This window comes from Streptomyces sp. L7 (assembly GCF_050990935.1).
In the GTDB taxonomy this organism is placed as follows: Bacteria; Actinomycetota; Actinomycetes; order Actinomycetales; family Microbacteriaceae; genus Leifsonia.
This window is the reverse complement of record NZ_CP194644.1, coordinates 855,253-874,851: the sequence shown is the minus strand read 5'-3', so window position 1 is coordinate 874,851 and position 19,599 is coordinate 855,253. Positions and strand designations below refer to the sequence as shown.

Sequence of the window (19,599 nt, the reverse complement as noted above, 5' to 3'; positions counted from 1 at the left end):
CCCCGGGGTGGAGCGCCCGGCGCGACGAGCGGGGCCGGTACTTTCGACGGACATTTCAGGGCCGCGGAGGGTATCGATGACGTTCTTCACTCGCAGACGTTCGAAGGTGGTGGCGGCGCTCGTGAGCGCGCTGCTGGCGGTGGCAGGGGTGATCGTCGGCACCCAGGTCGCGGCGGCGGCGCCCACCGACCAGCAGTGCTCGTACGCGGATGCCGGGACGGGGACGTACGCGCGCACACTCTGCTGGCTGGATCAGAGCGGATACGACCAGGCGGCGGCCTCCACCCCCGGCGGCCAGCCGATGAAGGTCGCGCTGCCCGGCGGCTACACGCTCGAATACACGGTGACCGCGATCGGGCGCGCGGTGGTGCCCGCGGCGTTCCCGACGTATGCGAGCGCCTACCTCGGCCGCAACAACGGCGGGTACCGGGGTGTGGCGGGCCTGCCCGCGCTGTACCAGGCGGGCACGACGGGCGGGAACTCGTCCGTGACCATGACCGGCGTCACGGTCAAAGATGCCGACGGCAACCCCGTCCAAGCGTTCTCGATCGTCATGGCGGACGCCGAGTCCACCGATCAGGGCGAGTCGCTGCGGTTCACGGCCGATCAGTCGCTCCGGCAGATCGCGCCGCTGGGGAACGCGTGCGAGGCCGGGTTCACGGGGGTCGGCACCAACTCGGTGACGTGCTCCAGCAGCCAGAGCGTCACCAGGAACGGTACGGCGATGGTCGCGGCCGACGCTCCGGTCGCCGCGTCGATCGACCTGAACACGAACCGGCGCCAGGGCGTCGCGTTCGGAATCCTGCTGTCGAAGGTCGTCCTGTCCAAGAACGTGGCCAGCCGGGTGAGCCCGTCCGACTCGTTCGGGCTCAGCGTCACCGCCCCGGGCGGCATCCAGCTCGCCGGCGCGAACACCGGGACCGCGACCACCGCCACCACCGGCGAGGTCGAGACCATCGGCGCGGCCGCCACGTCCCCGTTCACGCTCGCGGAGACCGCGACCGGCACGACGCCCATCGGCGCGTATGCGCAGTCCTGGTCGTGCACAAGGAACGGGGCGACCGATCCCTCCCTCCCGTCGGGCGCCGCCGGTCCCTCCGCCGACGTCGCGCTCGCGATCGGAGACCTGGTCGACTGCACCATCACCAACACGGCGCTCTCCGGCAACCTCCTGCTCCAGAAGGAGGCGGGACCGGTGAACGACGTCAACGGCAACGGCGTCCGCGACGCCGGCGACACCATCCCCTACTCCTTCACCGTGACGAACACCGGCCAGGTGACCGTCGAGAACCTCGTGGTCGACGACCCCGCAGTGGGAGCGGTGACGTGTCCGGCGACCACGCTCGCCCCTGGCGACACGACGCGCTGCACCGCGGACACGCTCTACACCGTCACGGCCGCGGACGTCGCCTCCGGCGCCTTCACGAACACCGCGACTGCTCAGGGCGACGTGCTCGGGGGTCCGACCGTCATCCGCTCCAACACCTCCGCGACCACCACGACGCTGGAGGCGGCGAACGCCGCGCTGACGCTCAGCAAGACCGTCGCCCCGACGACGGCGGCGGTCGCCGGAACAACGGTGACCTACGACTACAGCGTGACCAACACGGGCAACGTGGATGTCCACGCCCTCGCGATCGTGGAGAGCTCCTTCTCCGGCAGCGGGACCGGCCCGGCGCCGGTCTGCCCGGTGACGGCGCTCGCCCCCGGCACGTCGACGGTCTGCACTGCCGCCTACACCGTGACCCAGGCGGACGTGGACGCCGGCTCGGTGACGAACACCGCGCACGCGACGGCGACCGACCCGGAGAGCGGCACCGTCGACTCCCCGGCTCGTCGGCGACGGTCACCTCGGCCGCCACGCCCGCGATCACGCTCGAGAAGTCGGCGTCGCCCGACGACGCCGCGTCGTTCGTCGTCGGTCAGGAGCTCACCTACTCCTTCGTCGCCACCAACACCGGCAACGTGACGCTGACGGATGTCGGCATCGACGAGCAGGGCTTCACCGGCACGGGAGGCGCGGTGAACCCGGCGTGTCCGGCCGCCGCGCCGATCCCGCCGGGCGGCCAGGTGACCTGCACGGCGACCTACACGCTGACGCAGGCCGACATCGACCAGGGCGACGTGACGAACACGGCGACCGCGCACGGCACCCCGCCGACCGGACCGGCCGTGAGTTCGGCGCCGGACACGATCAGCGCTCCGGGCAATCCGGCGCCGGCCATCACCGTCGAGAAGACCGCGACGCCCACGACGGTCGCGGCTGCGGGCGATGCCGTGAGCTACCGGTTCGCCGTCACCAACAGCGGGAACGTGACCTTGAAGGACGTGACCGTCGACGAGACAGCCTTCTCGGGCAGCGGCGGCACCCCGTCGTCACCTGCCCCGCGGAGGCAGCCACGATGCTCCCCGGTGCCCGGGTGGTCTGCACCGCCGCCTACACGCTGACCCAGACGGATGCCGACCAGTCCCAGCTCGTCAACACCGCCACCGCGACCGGCACCCCGCCGGCCTCGGCGGGCGGTCCGGTGACGAGCGCGCCGTCCACGGCGACCGTCGCGGTCGCCGAGAACCCGGCGCTCACTCTGGTGAAGACCGCGAGCCCTCTGCACGCGACGGCCGCGGGTGACACGATCACCTACTCGTTCGCGGTGACCAACACCGGCGACACGACGGTGAACGGCATCGGGATCGCCGAGGGCGCGTTCTCCGGCTCCGGCCCGGCGCCGTCGGCGAGCTGCCCGGCGGGCGCGGCGTCCCTCGCGCCCGGTGCGACCGTGACGTGTACGGCGACCTACACCGTCACGCTGGCGGACGCGAACGCCGGCGGCATCGACAACACCGCCACTGCGACGGGCACGACGGGTAGCGGCGCCGCCGTCACGTCGGACGACGCGCAGACGGTCGTGCCGATCGCGCCGGACCCGGGCGTCACGCTGCAGAAGACCGCGTCCATCCGGAGTGTGACGGCCGCAGGCCAGACGGTCACCTACGAGTTCGTGGTCACCAACACCGGCAACGTGACGCTGCAGAGCCCTCAGGTCGTGGAGGCCCGCTTCAGCGGGTTCGCCGTGCTGGATCCGGTGTGCCCGGCCGGGGTCACCTCCCTGGCGCCCGGCGAGGCCGTGACCTGCACGGCCGACTACGTCACGACGCAGGCCGACATCGACAAGGGCGGGATCACCAACAGCGCCGTGGCGACGCTCCAGACGCCGGGCGGGGCCACGATCACCGCTCCCCCGTCGGAGGTCGACATCACGGCCGACCCGGCGCCGGCGCTGACGACGGAGAAGACGGTCGACCCGACCGCGATCACCACGGCAGGACAGCCGGTCACGTACTCCTACCTGGTGACCAACACCGGCAACGTGACGCTGACGGACGTCGCAGTGGCTGAGGGCGACTTCACCGGCAGCGGCGCCACACCGGCGCCGAGCTGCCCGGCCGGTGCGGCGGCGCTCGCCCCGGGCGCGACCGTCACCTGCACGGCGTCGTACACGCCGACCCAGGCCGACGTCGACACCGGCACCGTGACCAACACGGCGACCGCGAGCGGGACGCCGATCGGCGGTGGCGCGGCGGTGGACTCCCCGCCATCGTCCACGACTTTCAGCGCCACCGCCTCACCGGACCTGACCATCACCAAGACGGCCGACCCGGCCACCATCACACGGGCGGGGCAGACCGTGACCTACAGCTTCGTGGTGACGAACACCGGCAACGTGACCATGTCCGAGGTCGACGTGATCGAAGGGACCTTCACCGGAACCGGCGCCGCGCCGGACGTGCAGTGCCCGGCGGCGCCGATCGTCCTCGCCCCCGGCGACACCGTGACCTGCACGGCGACCTACATCGCCACGCAGGCGGACGTGGACGCGGGGACCGTCGACAATACGGCGACCGCGCAGGGCACGATCCCGTCGGCCCCGGGCGTGCCGATGAGCTTCGGGCCGGCCGGGAGCACGTTCGGCGCACCGGCCCAGCCGGCGCTGACGATCGTCAAATCGGGCACGCCGTCCGACGCCGCGTCGTTCGTGACCGGGGCGGTGATCACGTACGGCTTCGTCGTGACCAACACCGGCAACGTGACCCTGACCGACATCCGCGTGGCCGACTCGGGCTTCACGGGCACCGGTCCCGCGCCGGTGCCGGACTGCTCGGGTGCGCCGACCTCCCTCGCTCCGGACGCGGAGCTGACCTGCACGGCGACGTACACCGTCACGCAGGCGGACGCCGACGCCGGCGGCATCACCAACACGGCGACGGCGAGCGGTGTCCCGCCCGCCGGCGGCGAGCCGGTCGTGAGCGAGCCGTCCACGGTCACGCTGCCGCACGACAGCGCGCCCGCGCTCGAGCTGGTGAAGAGCGCGACTGTGAACGCCACGACGATCGATTACCGCTTCACGGTGACGAACACCGGGAACGTGACGGTCACCGGCGTCTCCATCGCGGAGGGCGACTTCACCGGCACCGGCGGCTTCCCGGGCATCGACTGCCCGGACGGGGCGGCCTCGCTCGCCCCCGGCTCGACGATCGTCTGCACGGCGACGTACACGCTCACCGAGGCGGATCGGCGGGCGGGAACCCTGACCAACACGGCGGTCGCGGACGGCGTCGCCGGCTCCGGACGGGTCTCCTCGCCGCCGTCGACGGCCCGGGCCGCGCTCGGCGGCCTCGCCTCGACCGGTCTGGACGTGGGCACGCTCGTCTGGGTGGGCGCGATCCTCATCGCTCTCGGCGGGGGCGCGATCGGATTCCGCATCCTGCGGCGACGCCGGGCCTGATCGGGAGGCGCCGAAGGCGGGGACGACGGAGGTCGTCCCCGCCTTCGGCGGTGCTCAGGCGCCGCTAGGTCAGGCGCCGGTAGGTCAGGCGTCGGCGCGTGCCATGAACGGCTCGTGGTGGTAGCCCTCGTCCGTCAGGATCGCGACGGTGGACTCCCCACCTCCAGGAACGCGCCGGGGAGGTCGTTGAGCGGCTCGGACACCACGACTTTCGCCTTGTCGCCGAAGATCTCGAGGCGGGCGGCGTCCGGATACATCTCGCGCAGCTCAGGGATGGCGACGGAGTGATACAGGCTCCGGCTGCGCCCCGAGGTGGAGTGGCGGAACGCCCACAGTGTCGCGCCGTCGGAGATAGCGATCGTCCCCTGCATCGGGAAGCGGACGCCCTTCGCCTCACCCACCTCCTCGATCCGCTGGACCGTCTTCGTCATCGCCCCGATCGGGTCGTCCTGCAGGCCGAGGGTCAGGGCCAGGTAGAACATGACCTCGGAGTCCGTGGTGCCGTGGATGAGCGGGTACAGCGACGGGTCGACCGAGAACGTCAGATCCCGCTTCATCTCCGCGAACCCGCCGAGGAACCCGTTGTGCATGAACAGCCAGTTCTCGTAGCGGAAGGGGTGGCAGTTCGTCTGCTGGATGGGCGGCCCGGCCGCCGCGCGCACGTGCCCGAAGAACAGCGGGCTGGCGATCGAATTGGTGAGTTCGCGCAGGTTCTCGTCGTTCCAGGCGGGCTCCGTGGAGTGGAACAGCGCGGGCTTGCTCCCCGCGACGGAGCCTTCGGGATACCAGCCGAAGCCGAAACCGTCCCCGTTCACGGTCTCCGCGCCGAGCGGCGAGTTCAGCGATTGCGCGACCAGCGAGTGTTGCGCGTCCAGGATGAGTGAGGCGGGTTTGAGCGCCTCCCCGAGTACGCGAGCCAACGGCACATGACGTCTTCCCTCCCGGGCCGACCGGCTCGACCCGCGAGCACCATAGCGCCGCCGGCCCTCCCCCGGGAATGGGCGATGAGCCGACTCACAGCCGTCACTCATAGCGATATGTCACACTGGAGGTACGGAATACCCGACCCGTGCCCGCACTCCCGCCCCGACCGAATGAGGTGCCCCGTGTCCCCGTTCCGCCCCCTGTCCCATACCCTGATCGCCGCCGGGCTCACCGTCGGCCTCGCAGCCACATCGTCCCTCATGGTGAGCGCGGCTCCGGCGACGGCCGGCACCCGGGCGGACGACCTCGCGCCCGCGCAGAACCTGGCGGTGCCGGCGGTCTCCGGCTCAGACTCCTTCGGGGTCGCCCGCGAGGCGCCGGCCGTGCACGTCGCGCCCGCGCTCGTCTGGCCCGTTCAGGGCGGTGCCGTCATCTCCGACGGGTTCGGTCACCGCGATGCCCCGGCCGAGGGGGCGTCCACCGAGCACCCCGGCATCGACTTCGCCGCGCGCACCGGCGTCCCGGTCCACGCTGTCGCGTCCGGTGTCGTGAGCCGCGTGATCGCGGTGGACCGCGGCGGCTGCGGTGTCCACCTCGCCATCGACCACACCGTGCGGGGGCAGGCGGTCACGACCGTCTACTGCCACCTCACGGAGGGTTCGGTGGGTGTGCGCGCGGGTCAGCGTGTCGTCGCGGGCGAGGCGATCGGGGCCGTCGGTGACACCGGGGTCTCGACGGGAGCGCACCTCCACTTCGAGGTCCGGCCGGGCGGCGGGGCCCCGATCGACCCGCTGCCCTGGCTGAACGCGCTGGCCGCATGACCGCCGGTGCGTGGTCGCCCGCGCGGGCGGGCTCAGCCGGGCGGTGCGAGCACGTCCCCGCCCTCGGCATGAACGGGGACGATGAGCACCGCCCGGGACCCCTCGTGTGCGAGGTGAGCGGCGACGGACCCGCCGAGCCATTCCTCCAGCGCGTGCTCCACGCCCCGCCCGCGTGTGCCGACCACGATGAGCCGCGCGTCCAGCTCTCCGGCGAGCCGGCCGAGCGCCTTGGCGGCGTCGCCCGCGAGGATGCGCAGCCTCCAGTCGGGGGTCACCGCTCCCGCCCGCTCGTCCCCGTCGAGTACAGCGCCGATCGCGGCCGCCAGCTCGAGCGCGACCCGCTCGTCGTCGGCCGCCACGTCGCCGGGGTGGAGTGACGCCTCGTCGCGCACCTCCGCGCGGTCCCATTCGGTGAGGTAGCTGTCCTCCGTCACGTAGGCGCAGACCAGGTCGCGGTCGAGAGCGACCGCGAGGCGGGCGGCCTCCCGTGTCACGGCGGCGGCCTGGCGTGGATGCACGCCGACGATCACGGGGCCGTTCCCCGGCTGTTCGGTCATCGGACCCGCCGCAGCCTCAGGCCGTGGGCGCTGAGCCCGCGATGTTCACCAGCCACTGCACGCCGAACCGGTCGACCAGCATCCCGAAGCTGTCGCCCCAGGGCGCCTTCGAGAGCGGCTCGACGACCGTGCCGCCAGCGGTCAGCTTGTCGTAGTAGCCGGAGAGCTGGGCCTCGTCGTCGCCGCTGAGCGACACCGAGATCTGCGAGCCCTCCCTGAGCTCCATGTGGGCGGGGACGTCGGCCGCCATGAGGGTGAAACCGGCGTCGGTGGTGAGCTGCGAGTGCATGATCAGGTTCGCGTCGTCCGGGTCCTGGCTCATCCCGAACTCGGCGAAGGTGCTCTGCTGGAGCGTGCCGCCGAAGACCGACTGGTAGAAGTCCATCGCTTCGCGGGCCTGCGTGCGGAAGTTGAGGTAGGGGTTCAGGATCGACGGCATCGTGGAGTCTCCTTCGTGCGCGCGCACGGTGCGCGCGCACTGTTCAGGTTAGTGAGTGGGCTGCGCGCGCGGGAAGGTCGCAGCGTGTGCGGCTCATACGCAGCGGGCGGGGCGGCTCGTGCGCAGCGGGCGGCTCGTACGCTGCGTCAGGCGAGGTAGGCGGCGACGATCAGCTCGCCGCGGATCACGCCGAGAGCGGCCAGGACCCGCTCGACCACCGCGTCCGTGACCCCGGAAGCGACGACGTCGTAGGGCCCGATCGGCGCGAGCGGCGCGCAGCGCACCCGGACGACCTCCCAACCGGCGGCGCGCAGCGGCCGGTCCTTTCGGCGGTCGGAGGCCTCCCGCGGGCCGACGTGCTCCAGCCCGTGCCGGCCGATGGTGTCGTACTCGATGGCGACGCGCAGTTCGGGGACGACGATGTCCGGCCACACTTCGAGCTGGTGGTAGAACGGCCGGGCGACCCGCACGGCGTTGAGGCTCAGGTCGACCGCGAGCCGGGCGGCCAGACGCCGCTTGAGCTCCGGCTCGGCCGCGGACGCCGGGCGCGGGGCCAGCTCGCTGAGGAAGGCCTCCCCGACCGGCACCCGGTCGGCGCCGCGGCGGGCGTTCCGGCAGACCGGGCAGCGGCGGCCGCCGAGGATGCGCTCGACGGTGGCGGAGTAGGTGGGATGCCCGTTCCGGCACTGCCACGAGTAGCGCGTGGCGGTGCCGTTCTCGTGCGAAAGGGCGGCGCGCGAGCCGGGCGCAGCCAGCGCGATCAGCTCCTCCCGCGTCATGGTGGTGCGGTCGAGTCTCCTGCAGAGGTAGCAGCGGTCGTCGTCCGGGTCGTTCTCGATGCGGCGCAGGTCGCGCGCATGGCCGCAGACGTGCAGCCCCGCGTCCGGTTCGACGGTGCGGACGCGGCGCGGGACGGCCTCCTCGCTGCACCACGGGCACCAGGCCGAGCGTCGCCGGGTTCCGCCCGGACGGGAACGCTGCTCCTCCGGCGTGGCGATGAAGCGGTGGCCCGCGTCGCACTCCCACTGCACGTAGACATCTGCGGCGGGCGGGATCTGGCTGAGCACGATCCCGGCGTTGAGCTCGGGGTGGAACTGGCGCACCACGGTCGGGTAGCGCTGCCAGTCGGCGCGGTAGGTGCCGACGGCGTACGGCACCGGGAGGCCTTTGGACCACTGCCGGCGCGCCCACCATTGCGCGACGTTCTCGGTCACATCACCCTCCCTTTCACACCGCAACGGTACGGCGGGCCCCCGACAGCGCGGGTGCACAGCACGAACGGCAGCAGCGCACGACGGGTGGTCGGGTAATCCGGAAACGTCTCGCGGTACCAGCGGTGGTTCGCCATCGCCCGAGGCGCGAGGTTGGCGACGGTGTAAAGGGCGAACGCGAGCCCCGCGAGAGACCAGGTGGCGATCGCCCAGCCTGTCCACTCCACGATCTCGCCGAGATAGTTCGGGCTCGAGACGAAGCGGAACCCGCCGCCGTGCGGGATGCGGTAGCCGTCTTCCGTCCGGCGCAGCCGCCGCAGGATCCGGTCGGACCCGATGTTGAGCGCGTACCCGGCGGCGAACAAGACGACGCCGATCCAGAACCGCGGATCGCGCAGCCACGACGCCGGGTAGTCGCCGTACTCGGAGATCCAGCGCGCGTTGACCCACGCGTTGAGCAGGTTGAAGAGAACGGCCAGCAGCATCACGAGCACCGGCATGCGTGAGCCGGAGCGCATGAGCAGCGGGTAGACGAAGGCGCGCTGGACGTAGTGCGCCTGCCAGAGCAGCAGGAAGAGCAGCGGCACGAGGTCGGCCCGGTGGGCGCCGAGCAGGTAGAAGCCCAGGAAGGCGAGGCTCGCGGGAGCCTCCATCACGATCCAGCCGACGCGGGCGGGGACGGCGGGCCCCCAGCCGGGGCGACCGTGGCGTCCGCCGTAGGGCGCGACGACGAAGAGCAGGGCGACGAAGGTCACGGCCGCCAGGACGAGCTCGGCGACGACGAGCCAGCGATACGGGCCGGGCGGCATGCGTGGGAGTCTAGCTCCCGACGAACGCGTCGAGACCCTCGCCGAACCACAACGACGGATCGTGTGTCACACCGTGCTGCCAGAAGGCCTTCGAGATGATTCGACTCCGCACGTTCGGATGGCGGAGGCGCTGCTTCGCCAGCGCTCCGGTCAGGACCAGATCGAACCGGAGTCGGATGTCCACCACGTCCGGGATGAGCGGCAGCGCACGAATGTGGTGCCGCTGGATCGGGGCGCTCAGCAGGACGAGCTGCGGGATCGGGCAGCCGTTGTTAGCGGCTCGCGCAGCCACCTCGCCGCCGTAGCTGTGCGCGAAGATGGTGCCGACTCCGCTGCTGCCGGTCGCGGACGCGAGCCACTCCTGGAGCCGCTTTCCGGCGATCACCCGATGGTGTGCGCTGAGGTCGCCCGACCAGGAAAAGGGCATGCCTGCCCGATACAAGGAAGGGCGCAGGCCGCCGAGAACGTGGGAGTGGAAGTCACCGCCCGGGTACCACCAGTCCGCCTGCCACGCCCACGTCCCGTGGATGAGTGTGCTGAGCCTTTCGGCCGCCGGCGGTTCCGCTTCGGGAGAGTCGCCTGCGGTCCGCTGACCGCCTCCTGTGCGCTCGTCATCCGCTTCCGTCCCGGTACCGTCTTCCGTCTCGGTACCGTCGTCCGCTTGGTCGGATCGGTCGTCCAAGGCGATCGCTCGAAGCCACGTCACAGCCGCCAGCTCGCGCACCACCTCGTCCGACGACCGGAGCGCCGTGCGGATCCGCTCGAGCGCGAGGAGCAGAAGCCGGCGGACGAAGCTTCTCGCACTCTCGCTCTCGGCCGAAGCGCTCAGTTGCTCCGCGGAGGCCGCGGCCCATTGATCGCCCCGCCAGAGGGGACGATCAGCCAGAGGATCGGGCACGGCCAGGACGGACGGATAGAGAAGATCGTCCGCGTCGATCCCCAGGAGGTCCAACACGAGGGGCGTCGGGAGCGCGTTGAGCACGGCGACCGCGGCGGCGACGCTCTCGCGCTCGAGCGCACTGCACAGCCCGGCCGCCAGCAGCGTGAGCCGATAGCTTGCGCTGCCGTCGTTCAGCCGCTGCCAGGCCTCGCGACGAGTGGCTCGAGGGTTCCATCCCGAACGCGCCGTCCCCTGGAGGAGCTCGCCCTCCCCGTAAAGGACGTTCTCGACCGTGCGTCCTGCGCGATCGAGGCGCTCCGCGACGTCATCCCGGAAGCCGAACATGCTCAGCATGTCCGGTTCGATCACGTCGAGAGACGCACCGCGGAGCGTGGTCGCGCCGAGCGCCCCCGCAATCGCGAACCGCGAGGCGTTCGTGCCTTCCGTTTCGGGGCTCTCCTCGATGGAGTCATCACTCGAATAGACCTCGAAACCCTGCGGATACCGGCCATCGGCGTCCATGAGGCGCTCCCCTCCACGGCCGCGCGCGCGGCTCCTGGACACACCTTAGGGTCGCGGGCCGCCGGCGGCGAGGGTGCCGTGGCACGACGCAGCCCATCGGACCTACGACGTGCGTGCGGAGGAAGTGGGCCCTGCCGGGATCGAACCGACGACATCCACGGTGTAAACGTGGCGCTCTACCAGCTGAGCTAAAGGCCCTGGACGCGTCCCAGCCTAGCGGGGCGGAAGGGTCACACGTGCGCCGGCAGCAGCTCCAGCGCCGCCTTGTACGCCTCGATCGAGCGGGCCTCCCCCGGCGCCGTGATGAACGACGCGCGGATGATCCCGGCCTCGTCGATCAGGAACGTCGCGCGGTTGGCGAAGCCCTTCTCCGGCAGGAACACGCCGTACTCCTTCGCGGTCTCGCCGTGCGGCCAGAAGTCGGCCAGCAGGCTGAAGTCGTAGCTCTCCTGCTCGGCCCAGGCGCGCAGCGTGTACTTGGAGTCCACGGAGATCGCCAGCAGCTCGACGCGGTGGTCCTGGAACATCGCCAGGTTGTCGCGCAGCGCGCACAGCTCACCCGTGCAGGTGCCGGAGAACGCCAGCGGGAAGAAGACGAGCGCGACAGCCTTCGAGCCGCGGAAATCGCTCAGCCGGACCGAGCGGCCGTGCTGGTCGAGCAGTTCGAAGTCGGGAGCCTGGGTGTCGTTCTCCAGAGCCATGTGACGTGTCCTTTCACGCGCCCCGGGGACGATTCCACCCGGTCGGCGCACGAGGACACAGCATAGACCCGGTGGCAGGATGCGCCAACCCGCGACCGGTCACCGGTGGCCCTGAGTTGCGGCTAGGCTGAACGATGGTGCCCGCGGATTTGTCGTGACCCGACAAGCGGATGCGCGCCTTCCACGATCCATCCGACACAAGAAAGAGGTCGAGGGTGACTGTAAACGACCAGGACCCGTACTCGGTGAACAACATCGACTCGGACCCCGAGGAGACCGCCGAATGGCGTGAGTCCCTCGACGCACTGGTTGCGGCACACGGCCATGAGCGCGCTCGCGAGATCATGCTGAGCCTGCTGAAGCGCTCGAAGGAACTGCACCTCGGCGTGCCGATGGTGCCGACCACCGACTACATCAACACCATCTCCCCCGAGAACGAGCCGGACTTCCCCGGCGACGAGGAGATCGAGCGCCGCTACCGCGCGTGGATCCGCTGGAACGCGGCCATCCTCGTGCACCGCGCTCAGCGTCCCGGCATCGCCGTCGGCGGCCACATCTCGACCTACGCGTCGAGCGCCGCCCTCTACGAGGTCGGCTTCAACCACTTCTTCCGCGGCCAGGACCACCCGGGCGGCGGCGACCAGATCTTCGTCCAGGGCCACGCCTCCCCGGCACCTACGCACGCGCTTTCCTCGAGGGCCGGCTGAGCGCTGACCAGCTCGACGGCTTCCGCCAGGAGAAGTCGCACGCCGGCGGCGGGCTGTCGTCGTACCCGCACCCGCGGCTGATGCCCGAGTTCTGGCAGTTCCCCACGGTGTCGATGGGTCTCGGCCCGATCAACGCGATCTACCAGGCGCAGCTCAACAAGTACCTCACCAACCGCGGCATCAAGGACGCCTCCGACCAGCACGTCTGGGCGTTCCTCGGCGACGGCGAGATGGACGAGGTGGAGTCGCGCGGCCAGCTCCAGGTCGCAGCGAACGAGAAGCTCGACAACCTGACCTTCGTCATCAACGCGAACCTCCAGCGCCTCGACGGCCCGGTGCGCGGCAACGGCAAGATCATCCAGGAGCTGGAGAGCTACTTCCGCGGCGCCGGCTGGAACGTCATCAAGGTGATCTGGGGCCGGGAGTGGGACGACCTGCTCGCCCGCGACACCGACGGCGCGTTGGTCAACCTGATGAACCAGACGCCGGACGGCGACTACCAGACCTACAAGACCGAGAACGGCGCCTACGTGCGCGAGAACTTCTTCGGCCGCGACCCGCGCACGCTGGAGCTCGTCAAGGACTACACCGACGACGAGGTCTGGGGCCTCAAGCGCGGCGGTCACGACTACCGCAAGGTCTACGCGGCCTTCAAGGCGGCCGTCGAGCACAAGGGCCAGCCCACCGTCATCATCGCCAAGACCATCAAGGGCTACGGCCTCGGTCCGTCGTTCGAGGGCCGCAACGCGACCCACCAGATGAAGAAGATGACGCTGGACAACCTCAAGACGTTCCGCGACGCCATGCGCATCCCGGTCACGGACGCGCAGCTCGAGGAGAACCCGTACCTGCCGCCGTACTACAACCCCGGGCCGGACGACGAGGCCATCCAGTACCTGCACGACCGCCGGCGCGCGCTCGGCGGCTACGTCCCGGAGCGTCGCGTCAAGTACACGCCGCTGAACCTTCCGGACGACTCGGCCTACGCCATCGCCAAGAAGGGCTCCGGCACGCAGGAGATCGCCACCACGATGGCGTTCGTGCGTCTGCTCAAGGACCTGCTGCGGGCGAAGGACTTCGGCCACCGAATCGTCCCGATCATCCCGGACGAGGCGCGCACCTTCGGCATGGACGCGTTCTTCCCGAACGCGAAGATCTACAACCCGAACGGCCAGCACTACACCTCGGTCGACCGCGAGCTGCTCCTGGCCTACAAGGAGAGCCCGCAGGGCCAGATCATCCACGTCGGCATCAACGAGGCGGGCGCCCTTGCGGCGTTCACCAACGTGGGAACGTCGTACTCGACGCAGGGCGAGCCCCTCATCCCTGTCTACGTCTTCTATTCGATGTTCGGCTTCCAGCGTACCGGCGACGCCATGTGGGCCGCGGGCGACCAGATGGCACGCGGCTTCATGATCGGCGCGACCGCCGGCCGCACCACGCTGACCGGCGAGGGCCTGCAGCACGCCGACGGCCACTCGCTGCTGCTCGCGTCGACCAACCCGGCCGTCGTCGCGTACGACCCGGCCTACGGCTATGAGATCGGGCACATCGTCCGCTCGGGCCTGGAGCGGATGTACGGCGAGTCGCACCCGAACCCGAACGTCATGTACTACCTGACGGTCTACAACGAGCCGATCGTGCAGCCGGCCGAGCCCGAGGGCGTGGACGTGGACGGCATCGTCCGCGGCATCCACAAGCTCCGCGACGGCGGCGAGGGCGGCCCGAAGGCGCAGCTCCTCGCGTCCGGCGTCTCGGTGCCGTGGGCGCTCGAGGCCCAGCACCTTCTCGCGCAGGACTGGGGCGTGTCCGCCGACGTGTGGAGCGTCACCTCGTGGGGCGAGCTGCGCCGCGACGGCCTGGCGGCGGAGGAGCACAACTTCCTCTACCCGCAGCAGGAGAAGCAGGTGCCGTACGTCACCCGCAAGCTGCAGGGCGCCGAAGGGCCGTTCGTCGCTGCGACCGACTACATGCACGCGGTGCCGGACCAAATCCGTCAATTCGTGCCCGGTGAGTACGCCACGCTCGGCGCCGACGACTTCGGCTTCTCCGACACCCGCGCCGCCGCGCGCCGGTTCTTCAAGATCGACGGCCCGTCGATCGTGGTCCGCACCCTGGAGCTGCTCGCGGCGCAGGGCAAGGTGGACCCGAACGCTCCGGCCTGGGCGATCGAGAAGTACCTGCTGCACGACGTGAACGCCGGTACCACCGGCACCGCGGGCGGCGAGTCCTAGACCGCGGGCCCGTGCCGACGACACCGGAGCGGACGAAGTCCGAGACGCTTGCGTGGTTGCGCAAGATCTCGGGCGAACTCGCCACGACCACGCTGAAGCGGCTGGAGGACACGCTCCCCTGGTACCGGGACATGCCCCCGGCCGCCGCAGCGCGGTCGGGCTGGTCGCACAGGCGGGCATCTCGTCCTTCATCTCGTGGTTCGACGACCCGCGGTCGACGCCGTGGATCGCGGCCGACGTCTTCGGGGCGGCTCCGCGTGAGCTGCTCCGGAGCGTCAGCCTGCAGCAGACCCTCCAGCTCATCAAGATCACCGTGGAGGTGGTCGAGGAGCGCGTGAAGAGCGGCGGCAACGAGGCGCTCAAGGAGGCCATCCTCCTGTACTCGCGCGAGATCGCCTTCGCGGCGGCCGACGTGTACGCCCGCGCCGCAGAGGCCCGCGGCCTCTGGGACGCGCGGCTGGAGGCCCTGGTGGTCGACAGCATCCTCACCGGCGAGTACGACGACGAGCTGCCCAGCCGGATCGCCGCGCTCGGCTGGCACGGCCACGGCGAGGTGAGTGTCCTGGTGGGCACCGCCCCCAAGATGCTCGACGTGGACCAGCTCCGGCGCACCGCCCGGCATATGTCCGCGGACGTGCTGATCGGGGTGCAGGGCAGCCGGCTGGTACTCGTCATCGGCCGCGCGGTCCCGGCGGACGCCGCGAACGAGGAGTCCATCGGCGCGGCGCCGGCCGTCAGCTTCCTGGAGATCGCACAGCAGCTCGAACCGGGCTTCGGGCCCGGGCACCTCGTACTCGGCCACGAGGTCGCCAGCCTGGTGGACGCCTCCAAGAGCGCCAAGGCGGCCCTCGCTGGCTTCGCCGTCGCCAAGGCCTGGCGCAATTGCCCGCGTCCGGTGCACGCCGACGATCTGCTGCCGGAGCGTGCGCTCGCGGGCGACGGGCTGGCGCGGGCCACGCTGATCAGCCGCATCTACCGGCCGCTGCAGGCGTACTCCACCGAGCTCCTCACGACGCTCTGGTGCTACCTGGACAACGGCCGGTCGCTGGAGGCCACCGCGCGCGAGCTGTTCGTGCACCCGAACACCGTGCGCTACCGGCTGAAGCGCGTCTCCGAGGTCATCGGCTGGGACGCCACCGGCGCCCGCGAGGCGCTCATCCTGCAGGCCGCGTTGATCGTGGGATCGATCAACGAACCGGACGCGCCGCGGCGGCACTGACACCCGCCCGCTCTGTAGACATCCACAAAGCTCCGGCTCATAGTTCATATACATCCGACACATCCGCTCGGCGGAAGATTGGCAGACTTGAACCCGTGATCGTCATCGCGTGCCCGGGACAGGGTTCCCAGACCCCCGGCTTCCTCGACCCGTGGCTCACCGAACCGTCGTTCCGTGACCAGCTCACCCGCCTCTCCGACGCGGTCGGCATCGACCTCGTCGCGCACGGCACGGTGAGCGACGCGGACACTATCCGCGACACCGCGGTGGCCCAGCCGCTGATCGTGTCGGCCGGACTGCTGACGCTCTCGGCGCTGCTCGCCGACGGCCGCCGCGAGAAGATCGGCGGTATCGCCGGCCACTCGGTCGGCGAGCTGACCGCAGCGGCGGGCGCCGGTGTGCTGTCCGAGACCGACGCGGTCGCGTTCGTCCGGGAGCGCGGCGCCGCGATGGCACGCGCCGCCGCGGAGGCACGCACGGGTATGAGCGCCGTGATCGGCGCCGACGAGGACGAACTGCTCGCGAAGCTGGACGCGCTCGGCCTCTCCCCCGCCAACTACAACGGCGGCGGCCAGATCGTCGTCGCGGGCGACCTCGACGCCCTGGCGACGCTCGCCGAGGAGCCGCCGGCCCGCGCCCGCGTCATCCCGCTGCAGGTCGCGGGCGCGTTCCACACGCGCTACATGGCCTCCGCTGTCCCGGCGCTGGAGGCGTTCGCCGGGACGCTCACCACGAACGACCCGACGCTGCGGCTCTGGACAAACAAGGACGGCTCCGAGGTCACCGACGGCGCCGAGTTCGTGCGCCTGCTCGTCGGCCAGGTCTCCTCGCCCGTGCGCTGGGACCTCGACATGGCCGCCTTCCAGGACGCCGGCGTCACCGGCATCATCGAGGTCGCACCGGCCGGCGCTCTCGTCGGCCTCGCCAAGCGCGGCCTGAAGGGCGTGCCCGCCGTCGCGGTGAAGACCCCCGACGACCTGCCCGCCGCGTTCGACCTCATCGACCAGGCCGCCTAGGAGGACCGCAGCCATGACCCACCCCACCCTGCAGCAGTCCCACGGCCCGCAGTACACCCGCATCCTCTCGATCGGCGCGGCCCGCGGCGACCTCGTGGTCCCGAACGACGACCTGGTCGGCCCGATCGACTCGTCCGACGAGTGGATCCGCCAGCGCACCGGCATCATCACCCGCACCCGGGCCAGCCACGACGTGGGCGCCGTCGACCTCGCCACCGCGGCGTCGAAGGAGGCCATCGAGAAGTCCGGCGTGGACCCGAAGCTGATCGACGCAGTGATCGTGGCGACCATCTCGAACCCGCGGCAGACGCCGTCGCTGGCCGCAGTGCTCGCCGACAACGTCGGTGCGAACCCGGCCGCCGCCTATGACATGAACGCCGCCTGTGCCGGCTACGCCTACGCGGTCGCCCAGGCCGACGCGCTGATCCGCACCGGCCAGGCGCACTACGCGCTCGTCGTCGGCGCCGAGAAGCTCTCCGACGTCGTCGACCCGACCGACCGCACCATCTCGTTCCTGCTCGGCGACGGCGCGGGCGCGGTGGTCATCGGCCCGAGCGAGTACCCCGGCATCGCCAAGACGGTGTGGGGCTCGGACGGCTCCAAGGCGGGCGCGGTCGGGATGGACAGCACGCTCATCGAGTTCCGCGACGGCGAGGCGCCGTGGCCGACCCTGCGCCAGGACGGCCAGACGGTCTTCCGCTGGGCGGTCTGGGAGATGGCGAAGGTCGCCAAGCAGGCCCTCGACGCCGCCGGTGTCACACCGGACCAGCTCGCGGCCTTCATCCCGCACCAGGCGAACATGCGCATCGTGGACGAGTTCGCCAAGCAGCTCAAGCTGCCGGAGACGGTGACGATCGCGCGCGACATCGAGACGACGGGCAACACGTCGGCCGCCTCGATCCCGCTCGCCACGCACCGGCTCCTGCAGGAGCACCCCGAACTGTCCGGCGGCCTCGCGTTGCAGATCGGCTTCGGCGCCGGTCTGGTCTTCGGCGCGCAGGTCGTCGTGCTCCCCTAGGGCCTGCCCTAGACTGATCAACGGTCAAAACGACACCCCCTCAAGGAGAAAACAATGGCATTGTCCACCGAAGAAGTTCTTGCCGGCCTGGCCGAGCTCATCAACGACGAGACCGGCATCGCGACCGACACGGTTGAGCTGGACAAGTCGTTCACCGACGACCTCGACATCGACTCGATCTCGATGATGACCATCGTGGTCAACGCCGAGGACAAGTTCGACGTGAAGATCCCGGACGAAGAGGTCAAGAACCTGAAGACCGTCGGTGACGCGGTCGAGTTCATCGTCAAGGCGCAGGACGCCTAAGCACCGCACGAAGAAACTTCCTACGCGCGGGCGGGTCCTCGGCGAGGTCCCGCCCGCGCGGGCGGCGGCGCTCGGCGCTCTGTCGCGTTGTTCCTACTACACGGAGTTGCCGTTATGACCAAGAAGATCGTCGTCACGGGCGTGGGCGCATCCTCCCCGCTCGGTGGCACCGCCCCCGAGAGCTGGGCCGGGCTGCTGGCCGGCCGGTCTGGCGCGCGCAGCCTCACCCACGACTGGGTGGCCGAGCTGGAGCTGCCCGTCACGTTCGCCGCCGAGGCGCTCGTGCGGCCCGACACCATCCTCGACCGGCCGACCGCCAAGCGCCTCGACCCGTCCAGTCAGTTCGCGCTGGTCTCTGCGATGGAGGCCTGGGCCGACGCCGGCTCCCCCGAGGTCGCTCCCGAGCGGCTCGGCGTCGACTACGCCACCGGCATCGGCGGCGTCTGGACCCTCCTCGACGCGTGGGACACCCTGCGCGAGCGCGGACCCCGCCGCGTCCTGCCGATGACGGTCCCCATGCTGATGCCCAACGCCGCTTCCGCAGCGGTGTCCATGCACTTCGAGGCCCGCGCGTTCGCGCGCACCGTCGCCTCCGCCTGCGCGTCGAGCACCGAGTCGCTCGTCAACGCGTACGAGCACCTCCAGGCCGGCCTCGCCGACGTCGTCATCGCCGGCGGCACCGAGTCCGCCATCCACCCGATCACGATCGCGTCGTTCGCGTCGATGCAGGCACTGTCCCGCCGCAACGACGACCCGGCCTCCGCCTCCCGCCCGTACAGCATCGACCGCGACGGCTTCGTCATGGGCGAGGGCGCCGCGAGCCTGGTGCTGGAGACCGAGGAGCACGCGCTCACCCGCGGCGCGCACATCTACGCGGAGATCGTCGGCGGCGGCGTCACGGCCGACTCGTACCACATCACCGCGAACGACCCGGAGGGCCGCGGCGCGAGCCGTGCTGTGCGCATGGCGCTCGAGCAGGCCGGCGTCTCCCCCGACGAGGTCACCCACATCAACGCGCACGCCACCAGCACCCCGGTCGGCGACCCGTCCGAGTACGTCGCGCTGCGCGAGGTGTTCGGCGAGCGGGTGCACGACATCCCGGTGTCGGCCACGAAGGCCTCGACCGGCCACCTGCTCGGCGGCACCGGCGCCCTGGAGGCCGTGTTCACGATCTTCGCGCTGCGCGACCGCGTCGCCCCGCCGACCATCAACATCACCGAGATGGACCCGGCGATCCCGCTGAAGGTCTCCGGCGAGCCGCAGCCGCTCGGCGACGGCCCGCAGCTCGCGATCAGCAACTCGTTCGGCTTCGGCGGCCACAACGCCGTCGTCGCGATCCGCTCGGTCTGATCGCCCAGAGACGTCGAAGAAGGCCCCGGTCATCCGACCGGGGCCTTCTTCTGTTCACCGCGTTCGGACGGCTGGGCCGGGCCCGTCGCGGGAGTCGGTGG

The 19,599-nt window shown here is 70.9% G+C and carries 16 protein-coding genes, 1 tRNA gene and 1 pseudogene; 10 read left to right on the top strand and 8 right to left on the bottom strand.

The genetic code is table 11. The features are described from left to right. Window positions 1-76 precede the first annotated feature (76 nt). From ACR5MH_RS04270 to ACR5MH_RS04260, 3 genes are read left to right on the top strand one after another with little or no spacing between them, the layout of a single operon-like run. On the top strand, window positions 77-1,969 hold the full coding sequence (locus tag ACR5MH_RS04270) for a CshA/CshB family fibrillar adhesin-related protein (RefSeq protein WP_433862327.1): 1,893 nt from the start codon (window positions 77-79) through the stop codon (window positions 1,967-1,969). Next, window positions 1,870-2,448, top strand: coding sequence for a DUF7507 domain-containing protein (locus ACR5MH_RS04265; RefSeq protein ID WP_433862602.1), 579 nt, complete (start codon window positions 1,870-1,872; stop codon window positions 2,446-2,448). The genes ACR5MH_RS04270 and ACR5MH_RS04265 overlap by 100 nt, the downstream gene beginning before the upstream one ends. Further along, window positions 2,403-4,784, top strand: coding sequence for a DUF7507 domain-containing protein (locus tag ACR5MH_RS04260; RefSeq protein WP_433862326.1), 2,382 nt, complete (start codon window positions 2,403-2,405; stop codon window positions 4,782-4,784). Before ACR5MH_RS04265 ends, ACR5MH_RS04260 begins: the two co-directional genes overlap by 46 nt. A 134-nt stretch (window positions 4,785-4,918) precedes the next feature. On the opposite strand, the gene ACR5MH_RS04255 is transcribed toward ACR5MH_RS04260, so the two are convergent. Further along, window positions 4,919-5,710, bottom strand: coding sequence for a class II glutamine amidotransferase (locus ACR5MH_RS04255; protein ID WP_433862325.1), 792 nt, complete (start codon window positions 5,708-5,710; stop codon window positions 4,919-4,921). A 180-nt stretch (window positions 5,711-5,890) separates the two neighbouring features. On the opposite strand from ACR5MH_RS04255, the gene ACR5MH_RS04250 reads away from it, so the two are divergent. Next, window positions 5,891-6,529 carry a M23 family metallopeptidase gene (locus ACR5MH_RS04250; RefSeq protein ID WP_431346465.1) on the top strand — a complete coding sequence of 213 codons (639 nt, stop codon included), beginning with the start codon at window positions 5,891-5,893 and terminating at the stop codon, window positions 6,527-6,529. A gap of 32 nt (window positions 6,530-6,561) precedes the next feature. Here ACR5MH_RS04250 and ACR5MH_RS04245 read toward each other — a convergent pair whose 3' ends face one another. From ACR5MH_RS04245 to ACR5MH_RS04215, 7 genes are all read right to left on the bottom strand, one after another. Next, window positions 6,562-7,086, bottom strand: a complete 525-nt coding sequence (locus ACR5MH_RS04245; RefSeq protein WP_431346466.1) for a universal stress protein — start codon at window positions 7,084-7,086, stop codon at window positions 6,562-6,564. Window positions 7,087-7,102: 16 nt separating this feature from the next. Beyond that, on the bottom strand, window positions 7,103-7,525 hold the full coding sequence (locus ACR5MH_RS04240; protein ID WP_431346467.1) for a VOC family protein: 423 nt from the start codon (window positions 7,523-7,525) through the stop codon (window positions 7,103-7,105). 146 nt (window positions 7,526-7,671) lie between these two features. Beyond that, window positions 7,672-8,739: a hypothetical protein gene (locus ACR5MH_RS04235; protein WP_433862324.1), complete on the bottom strand. Its 1,068-nt coding sequence runs from the start codon at window positions 8,737-8,739 to the stop codon at window positions 7,672-7,674. Then, window positions 8,736-9,545 (bottom strand): 3-oxo-5-alpha-steroid 4-dehydrogenase, encoded by an 810-nt coding sequence (locus ACR5MH_RS04230; protein WP_431346469.1) that lies wholly within the window; start codon window positions 9,543-9,545, stop codon window positions 8,736-8,738. The genes ACR5MH_RS04235 and ACR5MH_RS04230 overlap by 4 nt, the downstream gene beginning before the upstream one ends. Before the next feature lie 10 nt (window positions 9,546-9,555). Continuing rightward, window positions 9,556-10,947: a hypothetical protein gene (locus ACR5MH_RS04225; protein ID WP_431346470.1), complete on the bottom strand. Its 1,392-nt coding sequence runs from the start codon at window positions 10,945-10,947 to the stop codon at window positions 9,556-9,558. 125 nt (window positions 10,948-11,072) lie between these two features. Next, window positions 11,073-11,145, bottom strand: a tRNA-Val gene (locus ACR5MH_RS04220). 32 nt (window positions 11,146-11,177) lie between these two features. Further along, on the bottom strand, window positions 11,178-11,648 hold the full coding sequence (locus ACR5MH_RS04215) for a peroxiredoxin (protein WP_433862323.1): 471 nt from the start codon (window positions 11,646-11,648) through the stop codon (window positions 11,178-11,180). Window positions 11,649-11,818: 170 nt separating this feature from the next. Between ACR5MH_RS04215 and aceE the strand changes: the two are divergent. The 6 genes and pseudogenes from aceE to ACR5MH_RS04185 all read left to right on the top strand — a co-directional run bounded on the left by aceE (window position 11,819) and on the right by ACR5MH_RS04185 (window position 19,498). Further along, window positions 11,819-14,589: pseudogene (aceE, locus tag ACR5MH_RS04210) on the top strand (pyruvate dehydrogenase (acetyl-transferring), homodimeric type). Between the two features lie 52 nt (window positions 14,590-14,641). Then, window positions 14,642-15,808, top strand: a complete 1,167-nt coding sequence (locus ACR5MH_RS04205; RefSeq protein WP_433862322.1) for a PucR family transcriptional regulator — start codon at window positions 14,642-14,644, stop codon at window positions 15,806-15,808. A 95-nt stretch (window positions 15,809-15,903) separates the two neighbouring features. Continuing rightward, entirely contained in the window at window positions 15,904-16,824 is a 921-nt protein-coding gene (locus ACR5MH_RS04200) for an ACP S-malonyltransferase (RefSeq protein WP_431346472.1), read from the top strand. Window positions 16,825-16,837: 13 nt separating this feature from the next. Further along, entirely contained in the window at window positions 16,838-17,842 is a 1,005-nt protein-coding gene (locus tag ACR5MH_RS04195) for a beta-ketoacyl-ACP synthase III (protein WP_431346473.1), read from the top strand. Window positions 17,843-17,896: 54 nt separating this feature from the next. Continuing rightward, a complete protein-coding gene (locus ACR5MH_RS04190; RefSeq protein ID WP_021765217.1) occupies window positions 17,897-18,148 on the top strand; it encodes an acyl carrier protein in 252 nt (83 codons plus the stop codon). A 114-nt stretch (window positions 18,149-18,262) separates the two neighbouring features. Further along, entirely contained in the window at window positions 18,263-19,498 is a 1,236-nt protein-coding gene (locus tag ACR5MH_RS04185) for a beta-ketoacyl-[acyl-carrier-protein] synthase family protein (RefSeq protein ID WP_431346474.1), read from the top strand. Window positions 19,499-19,599 lie beyond the last annotated feature (101 nt).